The sequence below is a fragment of the Polaribacter sp. NJDZ03 genome, assembly GCF_019263805.1.
In the GTDB taxonomy this organism is placed as follows: domain Bacteria; phylum Bacteroidota; class Bacteroidia; order Flavobacteriales; family Flavobacteriaceae; genus Polaribacter.
Genome location: NZ_CP079195.1, coordinates 3,731,075 through 3,756,974, shown reverse-complemented (window position 1 = coordinate 3,756,974; position 25,900 = coordinate 3,731,075). Strand labels below are relative to the sequence as shown.

The window sequence follows — 25,900 nt, the reverse complement described above, 5'->3', positions numbered from 1 at the left end:
TTAAACGCAAAGTTCGCGAAGGTTTTTCAGTAAGAAAGTATACTTCTTTGTCTTATTTTTTTAATGATTTTTTATACAACTGGCTATACTTTTTATAACCAACTTCTACTCCATTTTGCATATCTTGATACGCTTTTGGGTGTTCTTTTCGAAACCATTTTACAAAAGGTTGTCCAGGAACATCAACCGGATTGTAAGTGTCACTTACCGGCGTCATTTCTTTATCAAACTGAACCGTTTCTGCTCTTAATTCTTCTAATACGTCTTTATATTTTTCGTTTGTAGCTAAATTATGTAGTTGAAATGGGTCTTCTTTTAAATTGTACAATTCTTCGTTTGGTTTTGTAGACTCAAAAAATGGTTTTTGGTTTTCATTCAATTTTCCTTCTTTGTACAATTTTCTCATAATATGTACTGCAGGTCTATAAAACTCTAAATACGCTTGTTCTGCATCATAAGAAACTTCTGGTTTGTCATTTCTAATATAAGACCAATCTCCAGAAGTTACAGCTCTTGATTTTTCTTCAATTTCATCCCATAAATCTCTTGCTCCATATACATATTTTCTATCAAAATTATTATTGAAAATTGGTTTCCCTGTCATGTAGTTTGGGACATCGATTCCTGCAAAATCTACAATTGAAGCAGTTATATCTGTTGCAGAAACTACCTCTTTTCTTACTTCTCCTCCTTTAAATTGTTTTGGGTAATAGATAATAAAAGGAATTCTTAAACCTGGATCTTGTAAATATCCTTTTCCTCTAATATTACAACGACCATTATCACCTATAAAAATAACAACAGTATTGTCTGCCATTCCCTTATCTTCCAATTCTTTAAAAATCATTCCCACTTCATTGTCCATGTACTCGATTTGGTCTAAATATTTAGCCCAATCTAAACGAATTGCAGCATCATCTGCCATATAAGGTGGCAATGTCAAGGTTTTTGGATCTACTGGATGTTCCGATTTTTCTCTTACTTCATCCCACCAATCTCCTCTATGTGTAACTACCAACTGAATTTGCGCAAAAAAGGGTTGGTCTTCTTTTTCGAAAGTATCATACTTATCAAACAAACCAAATTCTGTCTTTCCATCCCAATTACCAATTGGATCGTGTTTAAAGTTTACATCAATTTTTCTACCTTTTTTCATTACAGCATGATTACCTAAAATAGTAGTGTATCCTGCATCTTTTAATAATTTTGTAAATGGCTTAAACTGATTATCTAAAGGCACATCTCTGTTGCTTCTGTGATTGTGCGAATTGGTTTTTACTTGATGTGTACCAATCATCATTGCAGACCTACTTGGTGAGCAAATTGGGTTGGTTACAAAAGCATTATCAAAACGAATTCCTTGGTTTGCCATTTTGTTTAAATGAGGCGTTTTTACATTTGGCATTCCGTACGTTTCTAAATCTGTACTCATGTCTTCTGCCATGATCCAAATTATATTTGGACGCTCTTTTTTCACTTCAACTTGAGCAACTTTTTCTGTGTTTTTTTTACAGGCTGATATTGCAAGAATAATACAAGTAGTTAGTGTGATAAATTTAATTGATTTCATATATTTTATTATTTGTGTAATTGTTTAAAAGTTTAACTGTGTAATTGACTAGACTCGGTTAAACAATTTAACAATTACACGTTTACACATTTTTACATTATTTAAATACTCCTCCAGAATATGGAAAATGTGGATTTTTCACACTTTCTCTTTTTAGAATTTCATTTGCTTTTTCCACCAATTCTGGGTGTTGTTTAGAAACATCATTCTTTTCATATAAATCTACAGATAAATCATATAATTCTGTGTGGTAATTATCGCCCATTCTTACTGCTTTCCAATTTCCAAAACGAGTAGCTTGTTTAAATCCTTTTACACTTCTTCCTTCCTGAATTTCGAAATACAGAAAATCATGTTTTTGTTGATTTCCTTGGTCTAATAATTCTGGTAAAATAGAAATTCCGTCTGTTTTGTTAGGTGATGTTGTTTCTGCAACTTCTGCAAATGTTGGCATGATATCATAAAAAGTTGCTGGATGATTTGTTGTTGTTCCCTCTGCTATTTTATTTTTCCAATAAGCAAACATTGGCACTCTTACTCCGCCTTCATACACATCTCTTTTATATCCTTTTAAATCTCCAGAACTATTAAAGAATTTATAATCATGATGATTTTCACCTGTCGGACCATTATCACTAGAAAAAACAATTAAGGTATTTTCTAATTCACCACTTGCTTTTAATTTATAAAACAATCTTTTAACTTGTGCATCCAACATGGTAATTCTAGCTGCGTGTCTTCTTTCTATTTCTGGCCATTCTTCTATTCTATCGGCATACAAATCTGTTTCACTTAAAAACAACTCATGTGCATGCGGTGTTCTATAAGACATGTATAAGAAAAAAGGTTTCTCATTCGATTTTTTATCTAAATAATCTAACGCAAAATTTGTTCTAAACTCATCTAAACATTTGTGTTTATTATAATTATAAAAAATAGAATCTTGATTGTTGTTTACCCAATGTACACGTTCATCAATCTCTCTTCCATTAACATCTTTTCCCCATTGTTCTTGCACGGCATAATCAAAACCACGTCCTTTTGCCCAGGTAGAAGTATCTTCTGGCACACCTAAATGCCACTTACCAATCATTGCTGTTTGATACCCTGTATTTTGCAACATTTCTCCGATTGTTTTTTCTGATTTCTTTAAAGCAATTCTATCCCACTTTCCATTAATATCTCCTTTATTTCCTCGAATATTAACATGACCAGTATGCAAACCAGTCATTAAAACAGCTCTAGAAGGTGAACAAACAGAAGTACCTGCATAAAAATCTGTAAATCGTTTTCCTACAGAAGCCAAAGAATCTAAAAAAGGGGTTCTAATTTCTTTTTGTCCGAAAGAACCTAATTCTCCATAGCCCAAATCATCTGTTAAAAGAAAAATAATATTTGGTTTTATTCCTTTATAACTTTCTTTAGAATTTACCGTATCCTCTTTTTTTTCTAAATTATTACAACTTGTAAATACACATAAGCATACCAAAAAAACGGTTACATATTTTAATAACTTCATAAATATTCTTTTCGTGTTAAATATTACTTTATGATTTCTATGTAAAATTGAACAAAAAAAGAAACACATTTGTTTTTGCAGATGCAGAAAATGTATTTTAGCGTAAATTAAGTACTATAAACTAGGTTTTTAGACTCTTATTTATCTTCTTTTTACCACTATTTATCTTAAAAGTATAACTTAACACCACGTAACGTCCTAGGCTTTGCAAATTGGTTTCTTCAAAATAATTTAAAGTACTTCTTCTATAAACATCTATATTTTTATCTAAAAGATCTATTAAAACCAATTTAATAATATTATTTTTAGGTGTTAAAGCGTATGATATTGCAGCATTCCAAATAGGTATTTCTTGTTGTATTAAAAACTTATTATCTGTATACACCAAATAATCGAATTGTGTGTTTACGTTTAATCTTTTAGAAAAATCGAAATCTACCATACCAAAATATTTTTGGGTGGTAAATTTTCTATCTAAATTATTCTCTATAGAAAAACTAGTATTATTAACAACGTACGTTGCACCTGCTTTTAAATCTACTTTTCTTTTACTATTATTTTGAAGGATTAAACTTGTTAAATAATCTTTAGAAACCACATTATTTAATTCATAATTCACAATTGAATTTGCAGCATTATTAGAAAATTTATTTTTAAGACTCAACCTTACTCCTAAACTATTTATTTTTTTAGTAATGTTTAACAAGGCATTAAAACGAATCTTTTCACCACTATTTTGATAACTAATTGTTCTAATATATTCATCATCTATAGTTACATTTCTAATAATTGCATCCGTAGAATTTGAATACTGAATTTTACCATTAAAATTAAATGACGAATTAAAATCATACACATTTGCTGTGGCAGATATGGAGTTTGTTTTTTCGTTTTTTAAATCTGGGTTTCCTGTATTAATTGCATACGGATTTATATCATTATAAAACGGATTTGCTTGATTTGCTCTTGGTGCTTTTATATATTTTCGATATGTAAATCTAAATTTCTGACCTCTTTTAGGTTTGTATTGAAAAAATAAAGATGGGTTTAGATAGAATTTTTCTCTGATAAATTGAATTTTATCAACTTCTCCAAAACTTCGATGTAATGTTTGTAGCTCTAAACCTGTAGATATATTTAAAACAGATTTATTATAGCTATGAGAAAATTTTGTTTTAAAACTATTTTCAGAATATTTGTAATAATATTCTATGGCGTCTTCTACTGTAGTGGTTTTTATTGTCTTTCTATTTTGATTGGTATTTTCTGTTCCTGTTAAAATTTCTGAAGATGCTTCTGTATTAAAATAATGATTTCCTCCTAAAGGCTCTGTATATTTTACTTTCACCAAAATATCTGCAGAACTCAAATCTTCGTCTCTTAAAATTTCAAAATTTGTGGTAGACGGATTCGTTTTATTAAGGTTTCTTTCAATAAATGTATTCTGATTATTATTTTTAGTATAATTGTTAATTACAGCTTTAAAACTTGTGCTGTAACTTCTTCCCTTTTTTGGTAATTTACGGTAAAAATCTACATTTAGATTTCCATATTTTTTAAGATTTGAATTTGATGATGTATTGGTATTTGTTGTCACCAACTCATCCATTGTGTCAAAAAATAAACCATCTCTAATTAAATCAGAATTTATCTTGTCTAAAAAAAACTTTCCTTTAATACGTAAACTACTTGTTTTATTTGCTTTATTCTCATAATTAAAGTTCAAATTATGATTATCTGAAATATTCAAATACTTGTTTTTAGAACTATAGTTAAAGTTATTGGTATTAGAAAAGAACACTCTTTTTGTATCTGAAACACCATTATTTTCAGAAAGGTTATAAAAATAATCTACGTTAAAAGATTCCTTTTTTCGAAGTTCTTTTCCGTAATTAATACCTGTAACTACCGTTTTTAAAAAGCCACTTAAACTTTTTTGAGGATTTATAAAATCGTCTTCAGAATCATCACTAGAATCATCTGCAATACCATCTGCATTTTCTAAAAACCCTTGAATATTAGAACCCGTAACATTAATATTATTAAACTTACCAATTACAGACAATTGCGATTTAGAATTAAATTGATTGTAATTTAGATTGCTAAAATATCGGTTATCTAAACCTAAACCCGCTGCAACCTTACCAAAACCTCTATTTTTTTTCGACTTTTTTAATGTAAAATTAATAACAACTTCTTTATTACCATCATTAATACCTGTTAACTCTGCTTCATCACTATTTTTGTCGATTATCTCAATTTTGGCAATTGCATCCGCAGAAATATTTTTTAAAAAGATGGATGGATCTCCTCCAAAAAATTCTTTTCCATCAACAAAAATCTTAGTAACCGTAGTTCCTTGCGCAATAATTTTGCCTTCTTCCATTTCAATACCTGGAAGCTTATTTAATAAACCATCAATATTGTCATCAAAATTAACTTTAAAAGAATTGGCGTTAAAACTAACTGTATCTTTTTTAATTTGAATAGGAACAACCGCCGTAATAACAATTTCATCTAATTGACCAATGTCTTCTTTTAAAATAATGTTTTTTAAATCGATTAACTTTTTGTTGTAAATCAGTTTTTTAGAAAACGTTTTAAAACCCAATAAATCTAATTGTAAAACAATGGTATCTTTCGGAATATCATTTAGTAAAAACATTCCTTTTTCATCTGTGGTTGTATAACTTAAAAAGGTATTGTCTTTAGGGCTTAATAATGCTACAGACACCATTTCTAAAGGAACATTTGTTTCATCTGTAATTACACCTTTTATACCTGATGATTGACTCTGAATACTTATTGAAAAACAAAATAGGAACATTAACAATGCTCCTATTTTAAAATTTATTTTGGTTGAAAACATATTTTTTAGACTATTTGAAGACCTAATGGTTTAATTAAAAGGAAAAAATTCTGATGTAGTTCTTGAACTTAACATTAATCCTTTTAACTCTACAACAATTTTTGGGTGTAAACTTGCAATATTTGTAGTTTCAGAAACATCTTTAGATAAATCATATAATTCAAAAGCACCTTTTTTATCGCCTTTTAAATTCATCTTATTCCAAACACCTTTCCAATTTCCTTTTCTAATTGCTTTTCTACCGCCTCTTATATTAAACTCCCAATATAAATGCGCATGTTCTTCTTGATTCTTTTTATTTAATAACGTTGGCAAAAAAGAAATACCATCAATTTCTTTCGGGTTTTTAGTATTCGTAATTTCTGTAATTGTAGGTAAAACATCCCAAAAAGTAGAAACGTGGTCTGTTACACTTCCTGCAGCAATTTTAGTTGGCCAAACAGCTATAAATGGTGCTCTAATTCCGCCTTCATATAAATCTCTTTTGTAACCTCTAAACTTACTATTACTGTCAAAAAAATCGGGATTCGTTCCTCCTTCAGGAGATGGACCATTATCACTAGCAAACATTATAATAGTGTTATTTGTAAGCCCTAATTCTTCTATTTTTGCTATAATTTCACCAACATAGGCATCTATTCTTGTTACCATAGAAGCATAGGTTGCTTTTGGTTTATCACAAGGTGAATATTCATAAGTAACAATATTTGGACCATAATCTGAAGTATATTTATTGTCTGCGGTATAAGGTGTTTCTTTAAATTTACCATCATACATTTTAAAAATAGAATCGTTTGGAGAAATAAGTTCTACATGTGGCAGTACTAAAGGAATATATGCAAAAAACGGTTTGTCTTTATTATCTTCTAAAAACTGAAGTCTGTGGTCTCTAATTTTATCTGGAGAATACGTAACTTTATGTGTCCAATCATTCCCCTCTAAAGAATCTATTTTTTGATTGTGATTTAAATAAGGAGGATAATAACGATGCGCTAACTTTTGATCATTATAACCATAAAACTCATCAAAACCTTGATTGTTTGGATCTCCTTCTCCAAAACCTAATCCCCATTTACCAAACATACCAGTTACATACCCTGCTTCTTTTAAAATTTCTGCAATGGTTACCGAGTTTTTTGGCAAGGGAACTTGACCTTCTTCGTCTTCTACCAACTGTCTATTTCCTCTAATTGGCGTATGTCCTGTATGTTGACCTGTCATTAAAGTTGAACGAGAAGGTGCACAAACTGCAGAACCACTATAGTGCTGGGTAAATTTCATTCCTCGCGTCGCTAAAAGGTCTAGGTTTGGTGTATGAATTTTTGTTTGACCATAAGATCCTAAATCTCCAATACCCATATCATCTGCCAAAATATAAATGATATTTGGTTGCTTCTGTTTTACCAAAACTTTCTTACTCTCTTTTTCTTGTGCACAAGAAATTGCAATTGTAAAAACAAAGGCACCCCATAAAATTAATTTAATCTTCATAATTTAAACCGTTTAATTGGTGTTTTTTCATTTATAGACATTATTGTCCGATAAAAGACATAAGACCGCTTCACTTTTAAAATCAAGAACCAAGACTTGACTCTAACTCCGTAACAAAGAGATGTAACTTAAATTAGTCTGCCTTTTCTCAAAAATTTTACTTTAAAAAAGCAAGGGGATCATCAAAAAACACGTAAAACCACTTATTTTTAAAAGATTTATCAAAATAAAACAATCGGACACTAATGATTTATAGATTAAAAAAGAAAAGACATTTAACAACTCTAGGAGATATTAAATGTCTTTCTAATTGTTATTAATAAAAACTATTACAAAAGTTTAATACAACTTTTAAATTATCTAAATTGTACTTCTTTAACTCCATTTGTAAAATCGACACCTCTTAACTTCACAAAAACAGCTTTCATTTCTGCTAATTTTTCTGGATTAGATTCAGCTAAATTATTTTGTTGTCCTTTGTCTTCTTTTACATTATAAAGCTGCTCATAAGGAAAGTTACCAACTTCGATACCTACTTTTTCTCTAAAGTTTTTTCCTTTATAATCTGGTATATATACCCAATCTCCACGTCTTAAAGCTGTTTTTCCTGTAGCTTCAATTACTAAGTTATCTCTTCCTGTATCACTTTTACCTAACAAGGTGTTTAATATATCTTTACTATCTGTAGTCATTTCTGCAGTACCTGTTAAGTTTGCAAGAGAAGCTAATAAATCCATCTGACAAACAATAGCATCTGAAACTGCAGGTTGTATTTTCCCTTTCCAATACGTAATAAAAGGAACTCTTGTACCTGCTTCAAAAATACTGTATTTACCACCTCTAAATCCTCCTTTAGGATCGTGTTTCCCTAATTTTTCTACGGCATCATCATAATAACCATCATTTAAAACAGGGCCATTATCACTAGAAAAAACAACTAATGTATTTTCTAAAATTCCTTCTTCTTTTAAAGTATTCATAAATTCTCCAATCACCCAATCTGCTTCTAGAATTACATCTCCTCTTGGTCCCATTCCAGATTTACCTACAAACCTTGGATGTGGCGTTCTTGGCACATGTGGCTGTTGCATTGCATAATATAAAAAGAAAGGTTTGTCTTTATGTGTTTTAACATAATTCTGTGCCTTTGTTAAAAAATGATCTGCCATGTCTGTATCTGTCCATTTTGCAGCATCACCACCTTTCATAAACCCTATTCTTGGAATTCCGTTTACAATACTATTGTTATGACCATGATGCCATTTCATCGTTGTCATTTCTGGATTAGAAATTGCCGTTGGTTCTCCTTCAAAATTCTCTTTATAACTTATTTCAATAGGATCATTTTTATCTAAACCAACAACATTTCCATCTTTTATGTATACGGTAGGAACTCTATCCTGCGTAGCAGCCATAATATATGAACTTTCAAAACCAACTTCATTTGGACCTGGAGAAACTCTTTCGTTCCAATTTACAATTCCGGTTCCTAAACCTAAGTGCCATTTACCAACAATTGCTGTTTGGTACCCTTGTTTCTTCAACATTTTTGGTAAGGTTTGTTGCTCTGTAGTAATTAACAAAGGCGCTGTTCCTGGTAAAATTTTAGCATCTTTATTTCGCCAAGGATACACACCTGTTAATAAAGCATACCTACTTGGTGTACACGTTGCCGAAGAAGCATACCCATTTGTAAATTTAATTCCGCCAGACGCTAATGCATCTATATTTGGCGTTTGTAGTTCTGTAGCTCCGTAGGCACTAATATCTCCATAGCCTAAATCATCTAAATAGATAACTACAATATTTGGTTTCTGTTCAGTCTTTTTTACTTCTTTTTTCTCTGGTTGATTTTTACACCCAATTGCAAAAACGAAAGTAAAAACTAATAAAAAATTTAATTTAACGATTCTCATTATCTTGTTTTTATATATTATCCTTTGTACATAAAAGTTATTCATTGGAAAAAAATACTCCCATCTCAAATTGAAATGGGAATATCATTCTATTTTAAATTATCTAGGTTCGATAATTAATAAATCAAAATTATCTAACCATAGTTTTTGAACGATAGCATCATCTTGACCTGTATTTTCGATATTAAGATCGAATCTACCAGAATTAATACCTCCTAAAGTTATTTCTGGTAACGTAAGTTTTACCCATTTCCCTTTTTCTGTTGCTGAAATATCAAAATTAAAAGTTGCATCAGAATCTGCATTAAAAGAAAACTGAATAGAACTCATAACAGTAGAATTTTCGATATAAACCCAAACAGAAGGAATATATGTACCTGCAGTTACAGGGCTTAAAGTTGTAAAACCAGCTCCTTGTAATCTTGCAATTGCAGGAATTCCGCTAGCTGTAGTTTCGAACTTCATAGAACTATTACCTTGATAAGACATAGCATCATCTCTCCAATAATATAATGGGCCACCTTCATTATTTTTGTTATGTTGTGCAAAATACCCTTCTGTATTTGCTTTTTTAAATTGATTACCAGAACCACCCCATTCTTGTTCATAGCCCGTATAACCTGGTATATTCATAGCTCCTTCAAAATACATAACAACTTTTTTGTTCTCGAAGCTTTCTAAAACTCTAGAATCTACAGATTGTATATCGCCCGAAGTATAAGCAACAGTAACCACATCACTGTTATAAATTGGTGCTGCTAATGTTATATCTATCTGCGTTGCATCTTCACTATTAATTGCAACTGATTGCACCGCAATATTTTGATTGAAACCTGCTGTTGTATTTGCTACATTTACAGTAAAATTATCTTTTTCTGATGTAGCTAAAACACCTATTTCTCCTGTAAGTTTAAAAGAAATAACTTCTGATGCATCTTCTTTTAAACCTCCATTAAGAACAAAAGGTTTTGTAGATGGAATTACTTTAATTTTTAAAGGAATTAATTTTATTACTTCTCCTTTTGGTTTTGGTTCTTTTCTGCTAGAAGTAATGTCTCCAGCAACAAAATCTCCTAAACTATTATATAAAACATCTACAGAATCTGCACTGCTTTTATCTTTATCTCCTCCTTTAAATGTCCATGTTCTAGCGTCTGGTTCTCCTGAAGTAGTCATATCTACATACGTAAGTTGTTCACCGGCTTCTATGCTTACTGTTTTCCATGAAGCAACATCAGCAATACTTGGCATATCTTCTTCACCAATACTTAATACAACTTCTGTACCTTTAAGCACCTGAAATACTGGTTTTAAATCATCATAAACATTAACCGTAAATATTTTATCAACCAACCAAGTACCATCTGCTTGTTTTACAGACTCAGTTACAGAATCTTTAAAAACATTTTTAAGTGCAATTTCTTTAATTCCTGGTGTATTAAACAGCACATTTATTTGCTGATCTTCTAAACTTGTTGGCCCAGTAGCTTCTATAAAATCTGAATAGATTGAATTATCCGAAGAAAACTCTTTAGACAAAGAACTAGTACCCTCTGGTATACTCCAGCTATGGCTTACCGCATTCGCAGAAACATCATATAATCCTATAAACTGATTAAGTGCCACTACATAATCTCCTGTAGTAGTATTTTGTGTTGCTATCCAAGTAAAACTAGAGAAATCTCCATAAGGTGCATCATATTCATTTTCACTACATCCAAATGCTGACAGTATCAACATTAATATAATTCCTATTTTTTTCATTTTTTTCATTTTAGATTAGTTAGAAATTTTTGGATTATTTATGGTTTCACTTGCAGGATACGGTAAATACCCATCTGTATAAAATTCTGCTGCTGCTAAAAATTCTGGTACTATTTGAAAATCGGTTTCAACTGTACTGACACCTTCCCTTACCAAACTAGCTGTTCTTGTTCCTGTTCCTGTAGCTTCTTCGTTTAAATACTCATAATCCGTAGCATAAAAATTTCTTTCACTTAATGCCGTGTAACGCTCTTTAGCAATTCCCCATCTACGTAAATCAATATTTCTTGTAGAAAAACCTTCTACACATAATTCCATAGGATATTCAAATAATTGTAAACGTGTTCTTACTTCTTCTTGTGAATCATACGCTGCACCTTCTAAGGCTAAAAGTCCCCAACGTTTACGTACTGCATTGGTATATGACAAAGCACCAGCAATATCTCCCGTTTCATTTAAACATTCTGCCATCATTAAATAAACACCAGACAAACGGTTTAAAACAACATTTTTACCAGATTGCCAACTATTAACACCTAATGTATTTTCATCATTAGTAATATCATGATTGGTGTACTTTTTAAAATAACCATATTTACCTGAGGTCTTAAAATTTTGTAAAATAGCAGCAGATGGTGATTGATAATACTCTGTATCTTCATCATTTACAACAGCAAGCATAGCAGAATTTCTTAAAGAAACTTTTCTTAGCCTTACAACACCTGCTCTATCTGTTACCGTATTTCTTGGATCAGTAGGATCCATTTCATCACTAGCATAAGCATGAATTAACCATGCTGCAGCTGTAAAAGTTTCTAAATTACTTGACCCACCACCACTTCTTGGCGCTGAATATCTTGCACTTCTTGTTATAAAATCGTCTTCATTAAAAGAATTATCTTCTGCTTTATGCATACTATAATTAATTTCAAAAATAGATTCTGAGTTAAAATCACCTGCTTTTGTAAATAGGATACTTGCATCTTGTACTAAAGCGTATCCGTAATCTTTCTTTTTATTATTAATAATATCATCAAAATAATCTTTGGCTACGGCATAATCTCCTTCATACAAATAACTCATTCCTAAAATAGTACCGGCTGCACCTGCATCTACTTTTGTTTTTGGCAACATTTGTCCAGGTAAATTGGTATAAGCATATTCTAAATCTTTTCTAAAAAAAGCGATTACTTCTGCAGATTCTGATGCTGCTTTTGCAAAATCGGCAGGTTTTACCGGATTTACATCTCTAATAATAATTTTTCCTTGTTTAAAAACTGAATGCAAATAGAAATGTGCTAAGCCTCTAAAAAAACGTGCTTGTCCCATTTGTAAAGTCCATTTTTCTTGACTTTTTAAATCATCAGTCATCCCATTTAAACCTTCTATTACTTGATTTGCTCTAAAAATAACTTGATACAAAGCGTTCCATCTTAATTGCACTTCATTTGTATCTTCATTTATTTTTTGTTCGTACCAATTCTTAGCAAAAAGAGATACATCTTGACCATCTGCTGGAGACCTGTCATTAAAACGACCACCAGGATATCCTTCATCTGATCTCCAGGATTCTACACGTGCATTTACGATATACTCATTTAACATGGCACCATACACCGAAATTAAATTAGTTTCAGATTCTTCTAAAGTAGACCAATAAATGTCTGCAGATATTTCATTCGGATTCACTTCTTCTAAATAAGAATCACATGAAAATAATGTTAAAAACATTACCGTTAAAGAAATTGTTTTAGCTATATATGTTTTCATTTTGTGTGTTTTTAAAAATTAATATTTAAACCGAAACTATATATTGCTGCAAGCGGATATCTTGAGTTATCTATACCTCTTCTGGCAACATTGTTAGAGCCAACTTCTGGGTCATAACCAGAATATTTTGTAAACGTAAGTGCATTTTGTGCTGTAAGATAAAATCTAAATTTATCTAGACCAATTTTAGAAGTAACCTCTTCAGATAGCGTATACCCTAATGAGATTTGCTTCAACCTTAAATAATCTCCATTTTCTAACCAGTAATCTGTAAGTCCAGAATAATTATAATGATCAGAAGCATCACCTCTAAAGATTGGTATTTGAGAAGTTGGGTTGTTTGGTGTCCACATATTCTTTAAATCTTGATGACGCTCATAATTATAAGAAGCTGCTTTATTACCATTTAATACTTCTGCACCAACGGTACCATACCAATTCATAGATAAATCGAAACTTTTATAATTCCAGTTTAAATTAAGACCATATTCAAAATCTGGCAATCCACTACCTTTATAAACCCTATCAGAATTGTTTATTTTCCCATCATTGTTAGTATCAACATAAATTAAGTCTCCTTTTTCTGCATCTTCTCTTCCTTCTAAAGATCTATATGCTGCAAGCTGTTCATCCGTTTGTACCACACCGTTGGTTTCATATAAAAAGAAAGAACCAGCCTCACGACCAACTGCAATAAATGACACTGTAGATTCGGTTGTTTCATTTACCAATCTTACACCATTATTAGGCACAATAGTAACGCCATCTTGCATTTTTGTAATCTTGTTGCTATTGGTTGTAAAAGTAGCTCCCAATCTTAAATTACTTTCACCAACTTTTCCTCTATAGTTTGTAGCAAATTCAAACCCTTTGTTTTCCATATCTCCAATATTTAAAACTAAAATATTATCATAATATGCACCTGCAGAACCAGGTAATGTTACAGGGAATAACATGTCTCTTTTTTTAGTATTGTAGTAATCTGCAGTAACTGTAATTTTATTTCTTAAAAAAGAAAGATCTACACCAACGTTATTAGATACAGAAGTTTCCCATTTTACATCTGCATTTGCATAAGATATAATTGATGTTCCAAATTCTTCTCCACTATCTCCTTCATCAAAAACATAATCTCCAAAAGGAGCAATTGTACTCGCATATTCATAATCTGCAAAACTATCGTTACCAACAGTACCATGACTTAACCTTACTTTAAGACTATTAACTGTAGCTTTTATTGGTTCCCAAAAATCTTCATCAGAAACATTCCATGCTGCAGAAATAGAAGGGAAAGTACCCCATCTATATTCAGATCCAAACCTAGAAGAACCATCGTATCTTGCCAATGCAGAAACTAAATACTTTCCTTTATAATTATACTGCAACCTTCCAATAGTACCTACCGTTTTTTTATTGTAATTATCAGTAGTTCCAGAAATATCTGGATTATAACCACTGTTTACTAATTGGTTTATAGTACCGCCATCTAACACCAATAAATTATTATTAGAAACTCCCTGAATAGAAGCGTCAAAGGATTGATGATTATCTTCCTCTAAAGCCAATGCTACTGTAGCTCCAATACTATGATTACCAAATTTCTTTTTATAATTTAAGCTGGCATCCCAACTAAACTTATTCGTTCTAGAAGCAATGGCAATGACTCCACTTCTTGTGTCATCAGTTATTACTTCATCATTTTCTAAATCATATAAAGAAAAACTTGGTTTAAAAATATTTCTGATATCATTCGTAACAGAAACCCCTACTCGTGTAATAAAGTCTAACGATTCTGATAATTTTCTATTTACACTTAAACTTGCATTGATACGATCTCTATTACTATTATCTAATTGTCTAAGCGCCTGATTTAAGGCTACAGAAGGAGTTCTAACACCACCAATTGCGCTACCATCTACAGATTCTTCATCAGGATCTATTGCTGGGTAATATGGTTTATATCTACCTGCTTGCACAATTAGACCTGCACTAGACCTTCTCCTTTTTTCGATGGTAAAAGATAAACTTCCATCTATTTTCCAATTATCTGTATTATACGTTGTACTTGCTCTACCGTTGTATCTTTTAAAGTTTGAATTTACAATAGAACCATCTTGATCAAATAAACTACCTACAACATTATATGTAAATTTTTCTGCACCACCAGAAACACTAAAATCATAATTTTTAACCTCTGCATATCTATTTAATACATAGTCATCAAATTTATTATCATTATTAATCCATTCTGGGTAACGCGCAACAATATGATCAAAACTAATGGCAGTATATGCATTTCTATTTACTTCATAAAACAATTGTCCTTCTGTATTCATTAAAGGGGTTGCCTCATCTCCAACAGTCTGTAAACCAAAAGTATAATTAAAACCAACATTCATTTGCCCTGCTTTTCCTTGTTTGGTAGTTATTAAAATAACCCCCGCAGCTCCTCTTGCACCATATATAGCTGTAGATGCAGCATCTTTTAAAATATCGATACTTTCAATTTCATTAGGACTTAATCCTGGATCACCAATTTGAGGAATACCATTTACAACAAATAATGGTGTATTTGAACCAATTAATGAAGTTACCCCTCTAATTTGAATATTTGCTGCTTCACCTGGTTCTCCTGAACTAGCTGTAACATTTACACCTGCAACTTGCCCTTGTAATGCAGAGGCAACATCTGGTGTTACAAACTTATCTATATCTCCAGTAACCACTCTATTTACAGCTCCCGTTAATTCTTTTTTCTTAACAGTTCCGTAACCAACCACCACAATTTCTTCTAAAGATTCTGTATCTGAATCTAAAGAAATATTTAATTGTGTTTTTGTAATTTCTACCTCTTTATTCTGCATGCCTAAATAAGCAAACACTAAAGTTTCTCCTATTTTAGCTTTAATAGTAAAATTACCATCAAAATCTGTACTTACACCTCTCTTTGTACCTTTAACGACCACAGAAACTCCCGGTAAAGGAGTATTATCTGCACTATCTGTTACAGTACCATTTATTGTAGTTCTTTGTGCACTGGCATCAAAACTACAGAACAATATAGCAAATAAGCTTAGTAGGCTATATGCTAATATTTTGTTTTTTAATAAAAAGTTTAATTTCATGGGTTGATTTTTATTCGTTTTTATTCAAATTAGTTTTTTGTCTTTTTACTATTGTTATTTATCATAATTATTGAGAAGAGTTTAGGAAACAGCTTCAACCTAATTTAAAATAACATATAAAAAAAAAGATCATCTAACTAGTAATTATTCTGTTCTAGAACACCTTCAGACAACGTAACTTGATCTAAAGGTATTGGCATTACCTCATGCTTGCCTTCTACAAACCCATAAGGACTTAATAAAGCTTCTGCTCTACCAGTTCTTACTAAATCGTGAAAACGAAAACCTTCTCCAGCCAACTCTACACGTCTTTCATGATAAATAGCATCTAATAAAGGTTGACCTGATAATGTACCTAGTAAATCTGGAACTACAGTAGGTAAAGCAGTACCTCTTGCTCTAGTTCTAACTTTGTTAACATACTTAATTGCCTCTGCAGGGTTTGTGCTATAAATAGCTTCTGCATACATTAAATACGCATCTGCAAGTCTAATAATACGAACATTATTAGAGCTATTTTTACTTCTACTTGTTGTTGGTATTTCATATTTAGTATAAGGAGCCCAAGCATATTTTCTTACATACCAATCGGTACCGTAAGTAGCATCACTAAAATATAAAGTAGCATCTAATCTAGGATCGTTTGCCTCATACTCATTTCTTAAACCATCTCTTGCTTGCACAAAACCACCTCCTTTATTACTGTTTGGACTTACACGTTGCGGTATTCCACTACCTGATGCAGTTGCATCTGAAAGAAAGCTAATTTCAAAAAGAGAACCAGAATTCCACTCTCCTTCTGGTTCAAAAATAGTAGAATAATCTGGTGTTAATTCAAAACCTAAAGCAAATAGTTGATTTCCGTACGTTTCTACTTGGCTCATTTTATTTTGATATAAAGAAACTCTCATCATCATTCCTAAAGCAGCTCCTTTATCTGCACGACCTGTATAATCAGAACCTTGACTTAATCTTGAAGGTAAATCTGCTATTGCAATTTTTAAATCATCTTCAATAAAAGTGTAAGAAGCTTCTTTTGTTGCTCTTGGTACATTATACTCTCCAATACCTAAAGGTCTATCTATAATTGGTACTCCTCCAAAAGAATTTACTAAGTTTAGATAATAGAAAGCACGTAAAAAATGAGCTTCTGCTAAAATTTCCTTTTTCCTTTCAGTATCATCAAAAGTAATATTGGGCACATTTTCAATCACCAAATTTGCATATAAAATACCTTTATAGCTCACTTTCCATAGTTCAGCCATTATAGGGTTTGTTGTAGAAATTGCCCATTTATCTCTTTCAAATAATGGTGCATTATTTTCGGCAGTACGTCCTCCTTTAATAAAGTCGTCTGTACCTATTTCTCCAAAAACCATATCGGTTCCCATTACTGCCCAAAAATTAGTACCGTACAATTCTCTTAAAGAGGAGTATGTTGCTATTAAAGCTTGCTCTGCTTGTACTGGATTGGTATAGAAATCTTCTAAAACAGGTTCTCCAAAAGATTTAGAATCTAAGTTGTCTGAACAAGAAACCATTGTAATTATTACAACTAGTAAACTGTACTTTATATATGTCTTAATATTATTATATAATTTCATAATGAATGCTTTTTAAAAGTTAATATCTAGTCCTAAAGAAAATGATCTTGTAGATGGGTATCTACCTCTGTCAATTCCTATATCTAAAGATGTTCTACTACCATCGTTTTGAGTTTCATCTACACCCAGTTCTGGATCTAACCCACTATAGTCTGTTATGGTAAATAAATTTTGACCCGCTACATAAATTCTAGCTTTTGAAAAAAATGTTTTACTTAAAACGTCTTTTGAAAAATTATACCCTATTTGTACATTTTTAAGTCTTAAGTAAGATCCATCTTCAACAAATCTACTAGACTGCTTGCTGTTATTAGCAAACCCATCAAATGTAGCTCTAGGTATAGAATTAGTAGTACCTTCTCCAGTCCATCTTCCTAAATATTCAGTATTTAGATTAGAGTCTAACTTTCCATCAAGCAAATATGAGGTAGCATTAAAAATTTTATTCCCTTGTACTCCTTGAAAAAACATTGTCATATCAAATTGCTTATATGTCATATCAAGATTAATTCCGTAAGTAAAATCTGGTAATGGAGAACCTATAAAAGTTCTATCATCATCGTTAATTGAACCATCCTCATTTAAATCTTTGTACCTAACATCTCCTGGTTTATTTCCATTTAAACTAGCATTGTTGTCTATTTCATCTTGATTTTGAAAAATTCCAATTGCTTCTAATCCGTAAAAAGAAGCGATAGGTCTACCTGCTTCAGTTCTACTAATACCAGTATAACCGTTACCAGTAGCTCCTGTGCTAATAACACTCCCTTTTGTTGCTAAACTAAGTACTGTATTGTCTATAAAAGCAATATTACCTCCCACACTAAAGAAAAAATCATTCATTCTTTTCTTATAATTTAATGAGAATTCTAGTCCTTTATTTTCAATCTCTCCTGCATTTATTGTTGGAGGTGATTGATAACCAGAAGTCTGTAAAATTGGAGATTCTAACAACATATTAGAAGTTGTTTTTATAAAATAATCTGCCGTAAATGTAAGTGCATTATGTAACAAACCTAAATCTAAACCTACGTTTGAAGTAGTTGTTGTTTCCCATTTTAAATCTGGATTACCAGGGCTTAATGGCGCTAAACCAACTACCGTTGTTTCATCATTACCTAATAAATAATTTTCACTAGTGCTTAACGTACTAAATATTGCAGAATTAGGGATGTTTTGGTTTCCTGTTTCTCCCCAACCAACACGGAATTTGAATTGATTAATGACATCAATATTATAAAACTTTTCATTATGAATATTCCATGCTAAGGCTAGAGATGGAAATTGAGCAAATCTATTGTTGTCTCCAAATCTAGAAGAACCATCAATCCTATAAGTACCTGTAAATAAATATCGATCATCATAATTATAATTTAGTCTACCAAAATAAGACAATAATGATGAGCTAGAAATAGTACCATTATTTGTTGATGAATCTATAGCTCCTGAACCCAATGTAGGATTCTCGATTCCCTCTGGAATTGCACTTCTACTCGCTAAAACATTATTAAAATCTAATTGTTGAGTTTCATGTCCTAACAAGGCGCTAATACTATGCTTTTCTTTAATTGTAGTATTATAGCTTAACGTATTAGACCAAACACTTACTCTATTCTCTGATCTTAATAAACTATAAATATTTTCTGGTCTATTTTGTTCTGCCGAGATGAAGTATTCAGATTGAAAGTTGTCCATCTTTCTGTTATTAACTTCTAAACCATAATTAGATTTAAACTTTAAACCTTTCATAAGATCAGCCTCTACAAAAACGTTTCCTAAAAAACTTTCTTTTGTTAAAGGTGTTTGTTCATACAATGTTAAACCCACAGGGTTTCTAATCTCTGTAGAATATAAAGGTCTTGCAGGTGAACCATCTGTATTGTAAATTGGAGAGACTGGGTCTACAACAAATCCAATAAAAGCTGTTTTATTATTAGAATTCCCCCCAAAAGAAGCTACAGCATTAGAGCTTGATTTTGAATACTGTATATTTTGCCCTACTCTAATTTGAGGTTTTATTTGATACGTACTATTTACTCTAAAGTTTGTTCTATCAAAAGACGTATTGCTTACAATTCCTTTCTGTTTTAATTTACCAAAAGAAACATAATAAGATGTTTTTTCTCCTCCACCAGATAAAGATAATTGATGGCTTACAATAGTACCTGTTCTATAAACAGCATCTTTCCAATTATAAGACTCTAATGATGATGGATCTGCAAAAGCAGCTTCTGGAGTAGCTCCATCATTTACTTTTCCTTCGTTGTAAAGAGTTGCCCATTGCTCTGCATTCATCACGTCTAGATTATCAATTCTATTTTCAATACCTGTGTAGGTTTTGTAAGAAATCGTAGATCTATTTTTACTTCCTACCTTTGTAGTAATTAACACTACTCCGTTAGCACCTCTAGAACCATAAATAGCAGTTGCTGATGCATCTTTTAATACTTGAACCGTTTCTGCATCATCCATATTTACATTGGTAATGTCATTAACAGGCACTCCATCTACAATATATAATGGGTCTGCATTATTAACTGTACCAACACCTCTAATTCTTACCGTTGGTGTAGAACCTGGTTGTCCAGAACTTTTGGTTACTGAAACCCCTGGAGCTCTACCCTGAATTGCTTGTGCTATAGAAGTACTTTGAGTTTTAGTAAGCTCTTCTGCACTTACTGAAGATACAGAACCTGTTACATCAGATTTTTTTACACTACCATACCCAACTAAAACAATCTCATCTAATTGCCCTACCTCTTCTTCTAAAGCAACATTAATGTTTGTTTGATTGTTTACTTGAACTTCTTTTGTAGCGTATCCTATGTAAGAGAAAGTTAAAAAAGCTTTTTGGTCAGATACAGAAATAGTATAAACACCATCAAAATCGGTTGTTGTACCGTTTGTACTACCTTTTTCTAATACACTTACACCAGGTAAAGGTGTACCAAATTGATCTGTAATAGTCCCTTTTATAGCTACTTTTTGTGCATACGCATCAAAACTACAGCATAAAATAGCAAATAAGCTTAGTAGGCTGTATGCTAATATTTTGTTTTTTAATAAAAAGTTTAATTTCATAAGTTGAGTTTTATTCGTTTTTATTCAAATTAGTTTTTTGTGTTTTGTACTCTTAATTATCTTTTTTATTTCATTAGAATTGAAATTTCAGAACTGTTAATTAAAGGTTAAACATCTCTTAAATCATAGTTAATCTTTACTGCGTATTAAAATTAATATTTTTAAGAAGTTCATTTGTAGACGTTAGTAAATTAAATGTGCTTCTTAGTAAATCGAGACACAAAAACGAAGTAAACACCTATAAAACAACTATTTAAAATAAATAAAAAGTTAAATATTTATTTATTAAGACTAACTTTAAATGGTAAATTACTTATAAGCAGGTACAAAATCACGTTCCCAATTTTGAATATCTTCCTTTAAAGTAGCTTCAATTTTTAAACCTGTGCCAATTAAATCATGCTGCTCACTAATGTCTTTGGTTACATTAAATAATTGGAATTTACCAGAGTGGTATTTTATCAATTTCCAATCTCCAGAAATTACGGCTGCGTATTGATCTTCGTAACTTCTCAAGAAATATAAATTACGTTTTGCAATTTCATTCCCTTTTAAAAGAGGTACTAAACTAACTCCCTGTATCGCATCGTTTTGGTACTTTTTACCAGAAGCTAACTCTACTAATGTTGGGTAAATATCTATAGATTGTACAGGAATATCGGTTTCTGTATTTGGTTTGGTTACTCCTGGATACGAAATTAACAACGGTACTCTTGCTCCACCTTCTCCTAAAGTATTACCTCCTTTTTTACCTCCACTTAATGGTGCGTTTGTATAAGCACCTCCTTGATCTGACAACACAATAATTACGGTATTATCTTCAATTCCTTTTTCTTTGATTGCTTTTCTTACACGCCCTACAGATGCATCCATTGCTTCTACCATAGCTGCATGATGTGCGTATTTACCTTCTAAACCAGCATCTTGATACTTTTTTAATAAATCTTTTCTTCCTACAGAAGGTCCGTGTACAGAATAGTACCAGAAAGACAACATAAAAGGAGCTGTTTTATCGTAATTCTTAATAAAATCTACCGCTCCATCCGTTAAAACATCCGTTAAATAATCTCCTTCTTTATAATCCTTCATAAAATTTCTTGGATCTCCATTTTTAAAGAAAGGAAAGTAATAACTCTTAGGGTGACCGTTATCTGTTGTACCAAACTCAGCATCAAAACCTTGATCTATAGGATACTTCCCTACATGACCAACATGCCATTTACCAATAAAATAATTGTAATATCCGTGCTTTTTTAATTCTTCTGCATAGGTAACTTCCTCTAAAGGCAAATAATTTATAGAAGGTCTTTGTACAGGATCAGTAGGCCATAAATTATATTTTTCGTTGATAAACAACTCTTCTTCCGGTACGTGTCTAGACATTTCTAACCTTGCAGATTCTTTACCTGTAAGCAAAGAAACTCTACTCGGACTACAAGTTGGTGTTGGAATGTATGCTCGTGTAAAATCTAAACTTTCTTTTTTAAATTGATTTAAGTTTGGCGTATTAAAAGTAGAATTTCGATATCCAATATCAGACCAACCATAATCATCAACAAATAATAAAACAATGTTTGGTTTTTTATATGTGTTTGTAGTTGTAGGCTCTTCTGCATTCTTTTGCTTATTCACTTTACAAGATAATAAAGCACAAGAAATAAATACAGAAACCATAAATGCACTATGTTTTACAAATAAATTCATCTTTTAGTTTATTTAATAATTATTTTTTTAGTTATTATTTTATTTTCTGATTCAATACGAATTATATAAACACTTTCTGATAATTGAGAAGTATCTATACTTATTTCATTGTTATTTTTAACAACATTTTTAACCAATTGACCTATTAAATTATAGATCTTAATCTTCGCATTAAAATCACTTTTCACCCTTAAAACTTGTTGATTTTCTAATTGATAAATAACAACATCATTCATCAATTCTTTATGGGTATTTAATGTTTCTGCTACTGTAGATGTTTGTAAAGGGTTTGGAGTATTTTTATCTTCACCAGTAATCCAAATTGGAGAACCATCAATATCACAACCTTCAAAATCGTTTTCTCCTCCATCGGTAATTAAACCATCTGCCCTAACTTCGGATGAAAACCCTGTATGCGTAACATTGTCTAAAACAATTTTATACCTTCCGGCAGGGTTTCCTTTAGAAACATACTCTTCTAAAGCTAAGTAATAAACAGGTGCTAAAGATGGAGCTTGATAAGACTCGTCGTCTAAATTTTTATCCGAACTAATGTAGTTTCTTAATGCACAAGGAATGTGTCTTAATCGTGCAGCTCTTACTTGTGCATTTACACCATACGTGGCAGAAACATTGGCAATGACAGACTCTTCTGAAAAAGTTCCTGCACTATGCCCATTTATTGCGTTTCCATTGGCATCCGATTGCCCTTTATCTTTTGATAAAAAACCAAAATTAATAGAAACCACAGCTTCACAACTTACTCCCAAAATATCTCTAACATCTACCATTCCTTGCGTTATGGTATGTGGAGACATCATAACTGCATGTGCTCCGTTTGTACAAGAAATGTTTCGTCCGTAAACATTATTAATTACAAGCGTTTTATCTGTTACATATAAATCGGCTAGACCAGAAAAGCCCGACTCTAAGCGTAAAGTAACACCACCTTCACCTGATAGGTCTCGAAATAAGGTATTTTGTATAACTTGGTTTTGGGTTAAACCATAACCATAATGTGCTTTTTTAATATCTAAATTTTCTATAATTCCAAAAGAGGCAAACTTTGCTGGTTCATTTGTATTTCCAACAGCTCCAGATGAAACTGCATTAAATTTTGTATAATTGTCTAAAACTACAAAATCTGCTAACCTAAAATTAGTTGTATTTCCTAATTGAAAAGCTCTTATACCATCATTAGGTTGCATGTCTGAAAAATCAAATGTAAACTTCTCTCCATTTGTACTTTGAAAACTCCAATTAGAAACATTTTCAAAATTATTATCATATCCAACTCTAAACATAGAATTCATTGGGGTTGTTTTAAAAATAACCTCTGGATACACACGAATATGCACCCCTGTTTTTATATGAATTTGCCCCAAAGTATACGTGCCCGCATTTATGGTTAAAACTCCTCCGCCAGCATTAGACAAACTATTTATCATACTTTGTAAAGCAGCGGTTGAACTAGCTCCATTAGGAAAACTCAATTGATTTGCAGTATTAATACTAGGGTTGTAAAAATAACTATCTGCTAGAAGTGCTCTGTCTAGAGGATTTTGAGCAAATACAACGCTTATAAAAAAAAAGCAGCACCAAGATAAAAATCTATCTTTTGAAATTTTCATAAAATTCAATTTTAGAATTATTTGACTCCTTTATTTCGTTTTATTTTTATCGAATTAACATTTTCTTTTACTTCTATTTTAATAGGGAAATTGAAGTTTTTAAATTGATTTTTTTCAATGATTACATCTTCACAAAAGTCTAAATGTACTGCTGGTAAAGTAGATCCCATAGGATAATCTGTACTTAATTCGATAATATTACCAGTAACTTTTAATCCTTTTACAGAAAAAGCATCTACTAAATGACCATTAAAACTTTTAATAATATTGTTACTAAAATCTATATTTCTATGAAATTTATCTTCACCAATTCTTTGGTCTTCTGTAAATAATGGGGCAGCCAATAATGGATAAGATTCTCCATTTCCAAAACCAATCGTATTAAAAATATTGTTTCTAATTACAACATCATCTACACCACCAGACTCATACCATTTGTTATTATCACCTTCAATTAAAATACCGTGCATTTGAGATGAAAAATAATTATTTTCTATAACCACTTTTCCTTTTGTAGTAATTAATGCTCCTCTTGCTCTGTTTTCTCTAATGATATTTTTATTCATGTACAGATCCGGATACCAAGTAAGGTTTTCTAAAGAAAGTTTTCCTTCTGGCAATTTTGCAGGAACTTCTGCTACGGTAATTAACATTCTTCTTTCATTTAAAACTTTAACTTTTTTTATTTCTGTTTTAAAAATTGGTAGAATTGTTTCTCTTGACATAATCATTACCTCATCTCCTTTTTCACCGAAAATAAAGCCCCACTGTTGCACATGACTTGTTTCACATAAAAAGGTATTATTACCCAAATATTTTTCAACTTTTACATAAGCTCCATGAACGTTTATACCATCATCTAGCATGTGTTCTAACAAACAGTTTTCTAACTTAATGGTTCCTTTACATCCTAAAAAGTGAGTAGCATCTGCTCTTGTAGAAATTGTTCTATCATCTCTAGAAGTAACTATAAATGTGTCCAAAGAAATGTTTTCGCATCTTTCTGCAATTAAGGCCATTCCTCCTGCTGCTAAAACAGTAATATTATTTAAAACGTTGTCTTTAGAGTTTGATAAATGAATACCAGGTGCAAATCTATTTGCTCCCGGACTATTGCCATACGTTGCAAATACAGTTCCTACTGGAGGTAAACTTTTAGTATAATCGATAAACTTTGCCGTTTTATGATCAATCTTAACAATCTTTGCTGTTTTATGAGATTGTGGTTTTAAATAGTAATTTTTTGTCTGCCAAATAGGAGATCTTGTAGCAGGGTCAAAAGCCATATTCTGACCAATTTCATCTTGCCAATCGTAATGGTTAAATAATATTTGGTTATTCTTAACCTCAAAACCAAATTTTTCATTGGCAACATCAACTGTAAAAGAATTTTCTTCTTTATTATTTTCTGTTACCGTTAACTCATTTACAAAAGATTTTTCCCAATCAATTGTAAAGTTTTTTAGTGTTGTATTTTTAGAACCTTCTACTGTAATTGGTACAATTTTACCATGAAACATAAATGTAGAACCGTTTCCATCTAACGTAAAACCATCGAAATTAAAAATTGGAAAAGCTATTTTCTTTAAACTATTATCGTGGTTTGTAACTGCTCTATAAACCTCGAAAGCATTCTCTGGATAAAATTCATATTGCCCTTTTGGAAAAAACAACGTGATGTTTTTCTTTCCTTCTAAAGAGTCTATTAATTGATACAGCTCTAACGTAACATCTTTACCTGGTTTAATACCAAAATCTGCAACATTTATGGTTTCATTTTGTGCACTAGAAGTGAATCCTAAAAATAACAAAAACATAAAAGTGAAAAAGTTCTTCATAAAAATATAATTTTAATT

Annotated in this window: 13 protein-coding genes; all 13 read right to left on the bottom strand. The window is 31.3% G+C overall.

The window, feature by feature from the left end; translation table 11 throughout:
- Positions 1–52: 52 nt before the first annotated feature.
- The 13 genes from KV700_RS15915 to KV700_RS15855 all read right to left on the bottom strand — a co-directional run bounded on the left by KV700_RS15915 (position 53) and on the right by KV700_RS15855 (position 25,882).
- Complete coding sequence (locus KV700_RS15915; RefSeq protein WP_218598480.1) at positions 53–1,570, bottom strand: sulfatase; 1,518 nt, start codon at positions 1,568–1,570, stop codon at positions 53–55.
- Positions 1,571–1,667: 97 nt separating this feature from the next.
- The gene (locus KV700_RS15910) at positions 1,668–3,089 is read right to left on the bottom strand and encodes a sulfatase-like hydrolase/transferase (protein WP_218598479.1); all 1,422 of its coding nucleotides are present in this window, start codon (positions 3,087–3,089) and stop codon (positions 1,668–1,670) included.
- A 121-nt stretch (positions 3,090–3,210) separates the two neighbouring features.
- Positions 3,211–5,958, bottom strand: a complete 2,748-nt coding sequence (locus tag KV700_RS15905) for an outer membrane beta-barrel protein (RefSeq protein WP_218598478.1) — start codon at positions 5,956–5,958, stop codon at positions 3,211–3,213.
- Between the two features lie 30 nt (positions 5,959–5,988).
- Positions 5,989–7,449, bottom strand: a complete 1,461-nt coding sequence (locus KV700_RS15900) for an arylsulfatase (protein WP_166382750.1) — start codon at positions 7,447–7,449, stop codon at positions 5,989–5,991.
- A 356-nt stretch (positions 7,450–7,805) separates the two neighbouring features.
- Complete coding sequence (locus KV700_RS15895; protein WP_218598477.1) at positions 7,806–9,365, bottom strand: arylsulfatase; 1,560 nt, start codon at positions 9,363–9,365, stop codon at positions 7,806–7,808.
- Between the two features lie 99 nt (positions 9,366–9,464).
- Positions 9,465–11,129, bottom strand: a complete 1,665-nt coding sequence (locus tag KV700_RS15890; RefSeq protein WP_218598476.1) for a SwmB domain-containing protein — start codon at positions 11,127–11,129, stop codon at positions 9,465–9,467.
- A gap of 15 nt (positions 11,130–11,144) precedes the next feature.
- On the bottom strand, positions 11,145–12,899 hold the full coding sequence (locus KV700_RS15885) for a RagB/SusD family nutrient uptake outer membrane protein (RefSeq protein WP_218598475.1): 1,755 nt from the start codon (positions 12,897–12,899) through the stop codon (positions 11,145–11,147).
- An 11-nt stretch (positions 12,900–12,910) separates the two neighbouring features.
- A complete protein-coding gene (locus KV700_RS15880; RefSeq protein WP_218598474.1) occupies positions 12,911–16,024 on the bottom strand; it encodes a TonB-dependent receptor in 3,114 nt (1,037 codons plus the stop codon).
- Between the two features lie 137 nt (positions 16,025–16,161).
- A complete protein-coding gene (locus KV700_RS15875; protein WP_218598473.1) occupies positions 16,162–17,628 on the bottom strand; it encodes a RagB/SusD family nutrient uptake outer membrane protein in 1,467 nt (488 codons plus the stop codon).
- Between the two features lie 12 nt (positions 17,629–17,640).
- The gene (locus tag KV700_RS15870; protein ID WP_218598472.1) at positions 17,641–20,709 is read right to left on the bottom strand and encodes a TonB-dependent receptor; all 3,069 of its coding nucleotides are present in this window, start codon (positions 20,707–20,709) and stop codon (positions 17,641–17,643) included.
- A 309-nt stretch (positions 20,710–21,018) separates the two neighbouring features.
- Positions 21,019–22,413: a sulfatase gene (locus KV700_RS15865; protein ID WP_254712935.1), complete on the bottom strand. Its 1,395-nt coding sequence runs from the start codon at positions 22,411–22,413 to the stop codon at positions 21,019–21,021.
- A gap of 8 nt (positions 22,414–22,421) precedes the next feature.
- Positions 22,422–24,044 carry a T9SS type A sorting domain-containing protein gene (locus KV700_RS15860; protein WP_218598471.1) on the bottom strand — a complete coding sequence of 541 codons (1,623 nt, stop codon included), beginning with the start codon at positions 24,042–24,044 and terminating at the stop codon, positions 22,422–22,424.
- Positions 24,045–24,061: 17 nt separating this feature from the next.
- Positions 24,062–25,882 (bottom strand): right-handed parallel beta-helix repeat-containing protein, encoded by a 1,821-nt coding sequence (locus KV700_RS15855; protein ID WP_254712934.1) that lies wholly within the window; start codon positions 25,880–25,882, stop codon positions 24,062–24,064.
- Positions 25,883–25,900: the final 18 nt, after the last annotated feature.

What these genes read in the sequence shown, in the direction of transcription:
- KV700_RS15905 (WP_218598478.1), bottom strand. Translation starts at nt 5,958, where the DNA reads ATGTTTTCAACCAAAATAAATTTTAAAATAGGAGCATTGTTAATGTTC.
- KV700_RS15865 (WP_254712935.1), bottom strand. Translation starts at nt 22,413, where the DNA reads ATGAATTTATTTGTAAAACATAGTGCATTTATGGTTTCTGTATTTATT.
- KV700_RS15855 (WP_254712934.1), bottom strand. Translation starts at nt 25,882, where the DNA reads ATGAAGAACTTTTTCACTTTTATGTTTTTGTTATTTTTAGGATTCACT.
- KV700_RS15890 (WP_218598476.1), bottom strand. Translation starts at nt 11,129, where the DNA reads ATGAAAAAAATAGGAATTATATTAATGTTGATACTGTCAGCATTTGGA.
- KV700_RS15885 (WP_218598475.1), bottom strand. Translation starts at nt 12,899, where the DNA reads ATGAAAACATATATAGCTAAAACAATTTCTTTAACGGTAATGTTTTTA.
- KV700_RS15915 (WP_218598480.1), bottom strand. Translation starts at nt 1,570, where the DNA reads ATGAAATCAATTAAATTTATCACACTAACTACTTGTATTATTCTTGCA.
- KV700_RS15895 (WP_218598477.1), bottom strand. Translation starts at nt 9,365, where the DNA reads ATGAGAATCGTTAAATTAAATTTTTTATTAGTTTTTACTTTCGTTTTT.
- KV700_RS15910 (WP_218598479.1), bottom strand. Translation starts at nt 3,089, where the DNA reads ATGAAGTTATTAAAATATGTAACCGTTTTTTTGGTATGCTTATGTGTA.
- KV700_RS15860 (WP_218598471.1), bottom strand. Translation starts at nt 24,044, where the DNA reads ATGAAAATTTCAAAAGATAGATTTTTATCTTGGTGCTGCTTTTTTTTT.
- KV700_RS15900 (WP_166382750.1), bottom strand. Translation starts at nt 7,449, where the DNA reads ATGAAGATTAAATTAATTTTATGGGGTGCCTTTGTTTTTACAATTGCA.
- KV700_RS15880 (WP_218598474.1), bottom strand. Translation starts at nt 16,024, where the DNA reads ATGAAATTAAACTTTTTATTAAAAAACAAAATATTAGCATATAGCCTA.
- KV700_RS15875 (WP_218598473.1), bottom strand. Translation starts at nt 17,628, where the DNA reads ATGAAATTATATAATAATATTAAGACATATATAAAGTACAGTTTACTA.
- KV700_RS15870 (WP_218598472.1), bottom strand. Translation starts at nt 20,709, where the DNA reads ATGAAATTAAACTTTTTATTAAAAAACAAAATATTAGCATACAGCCTA.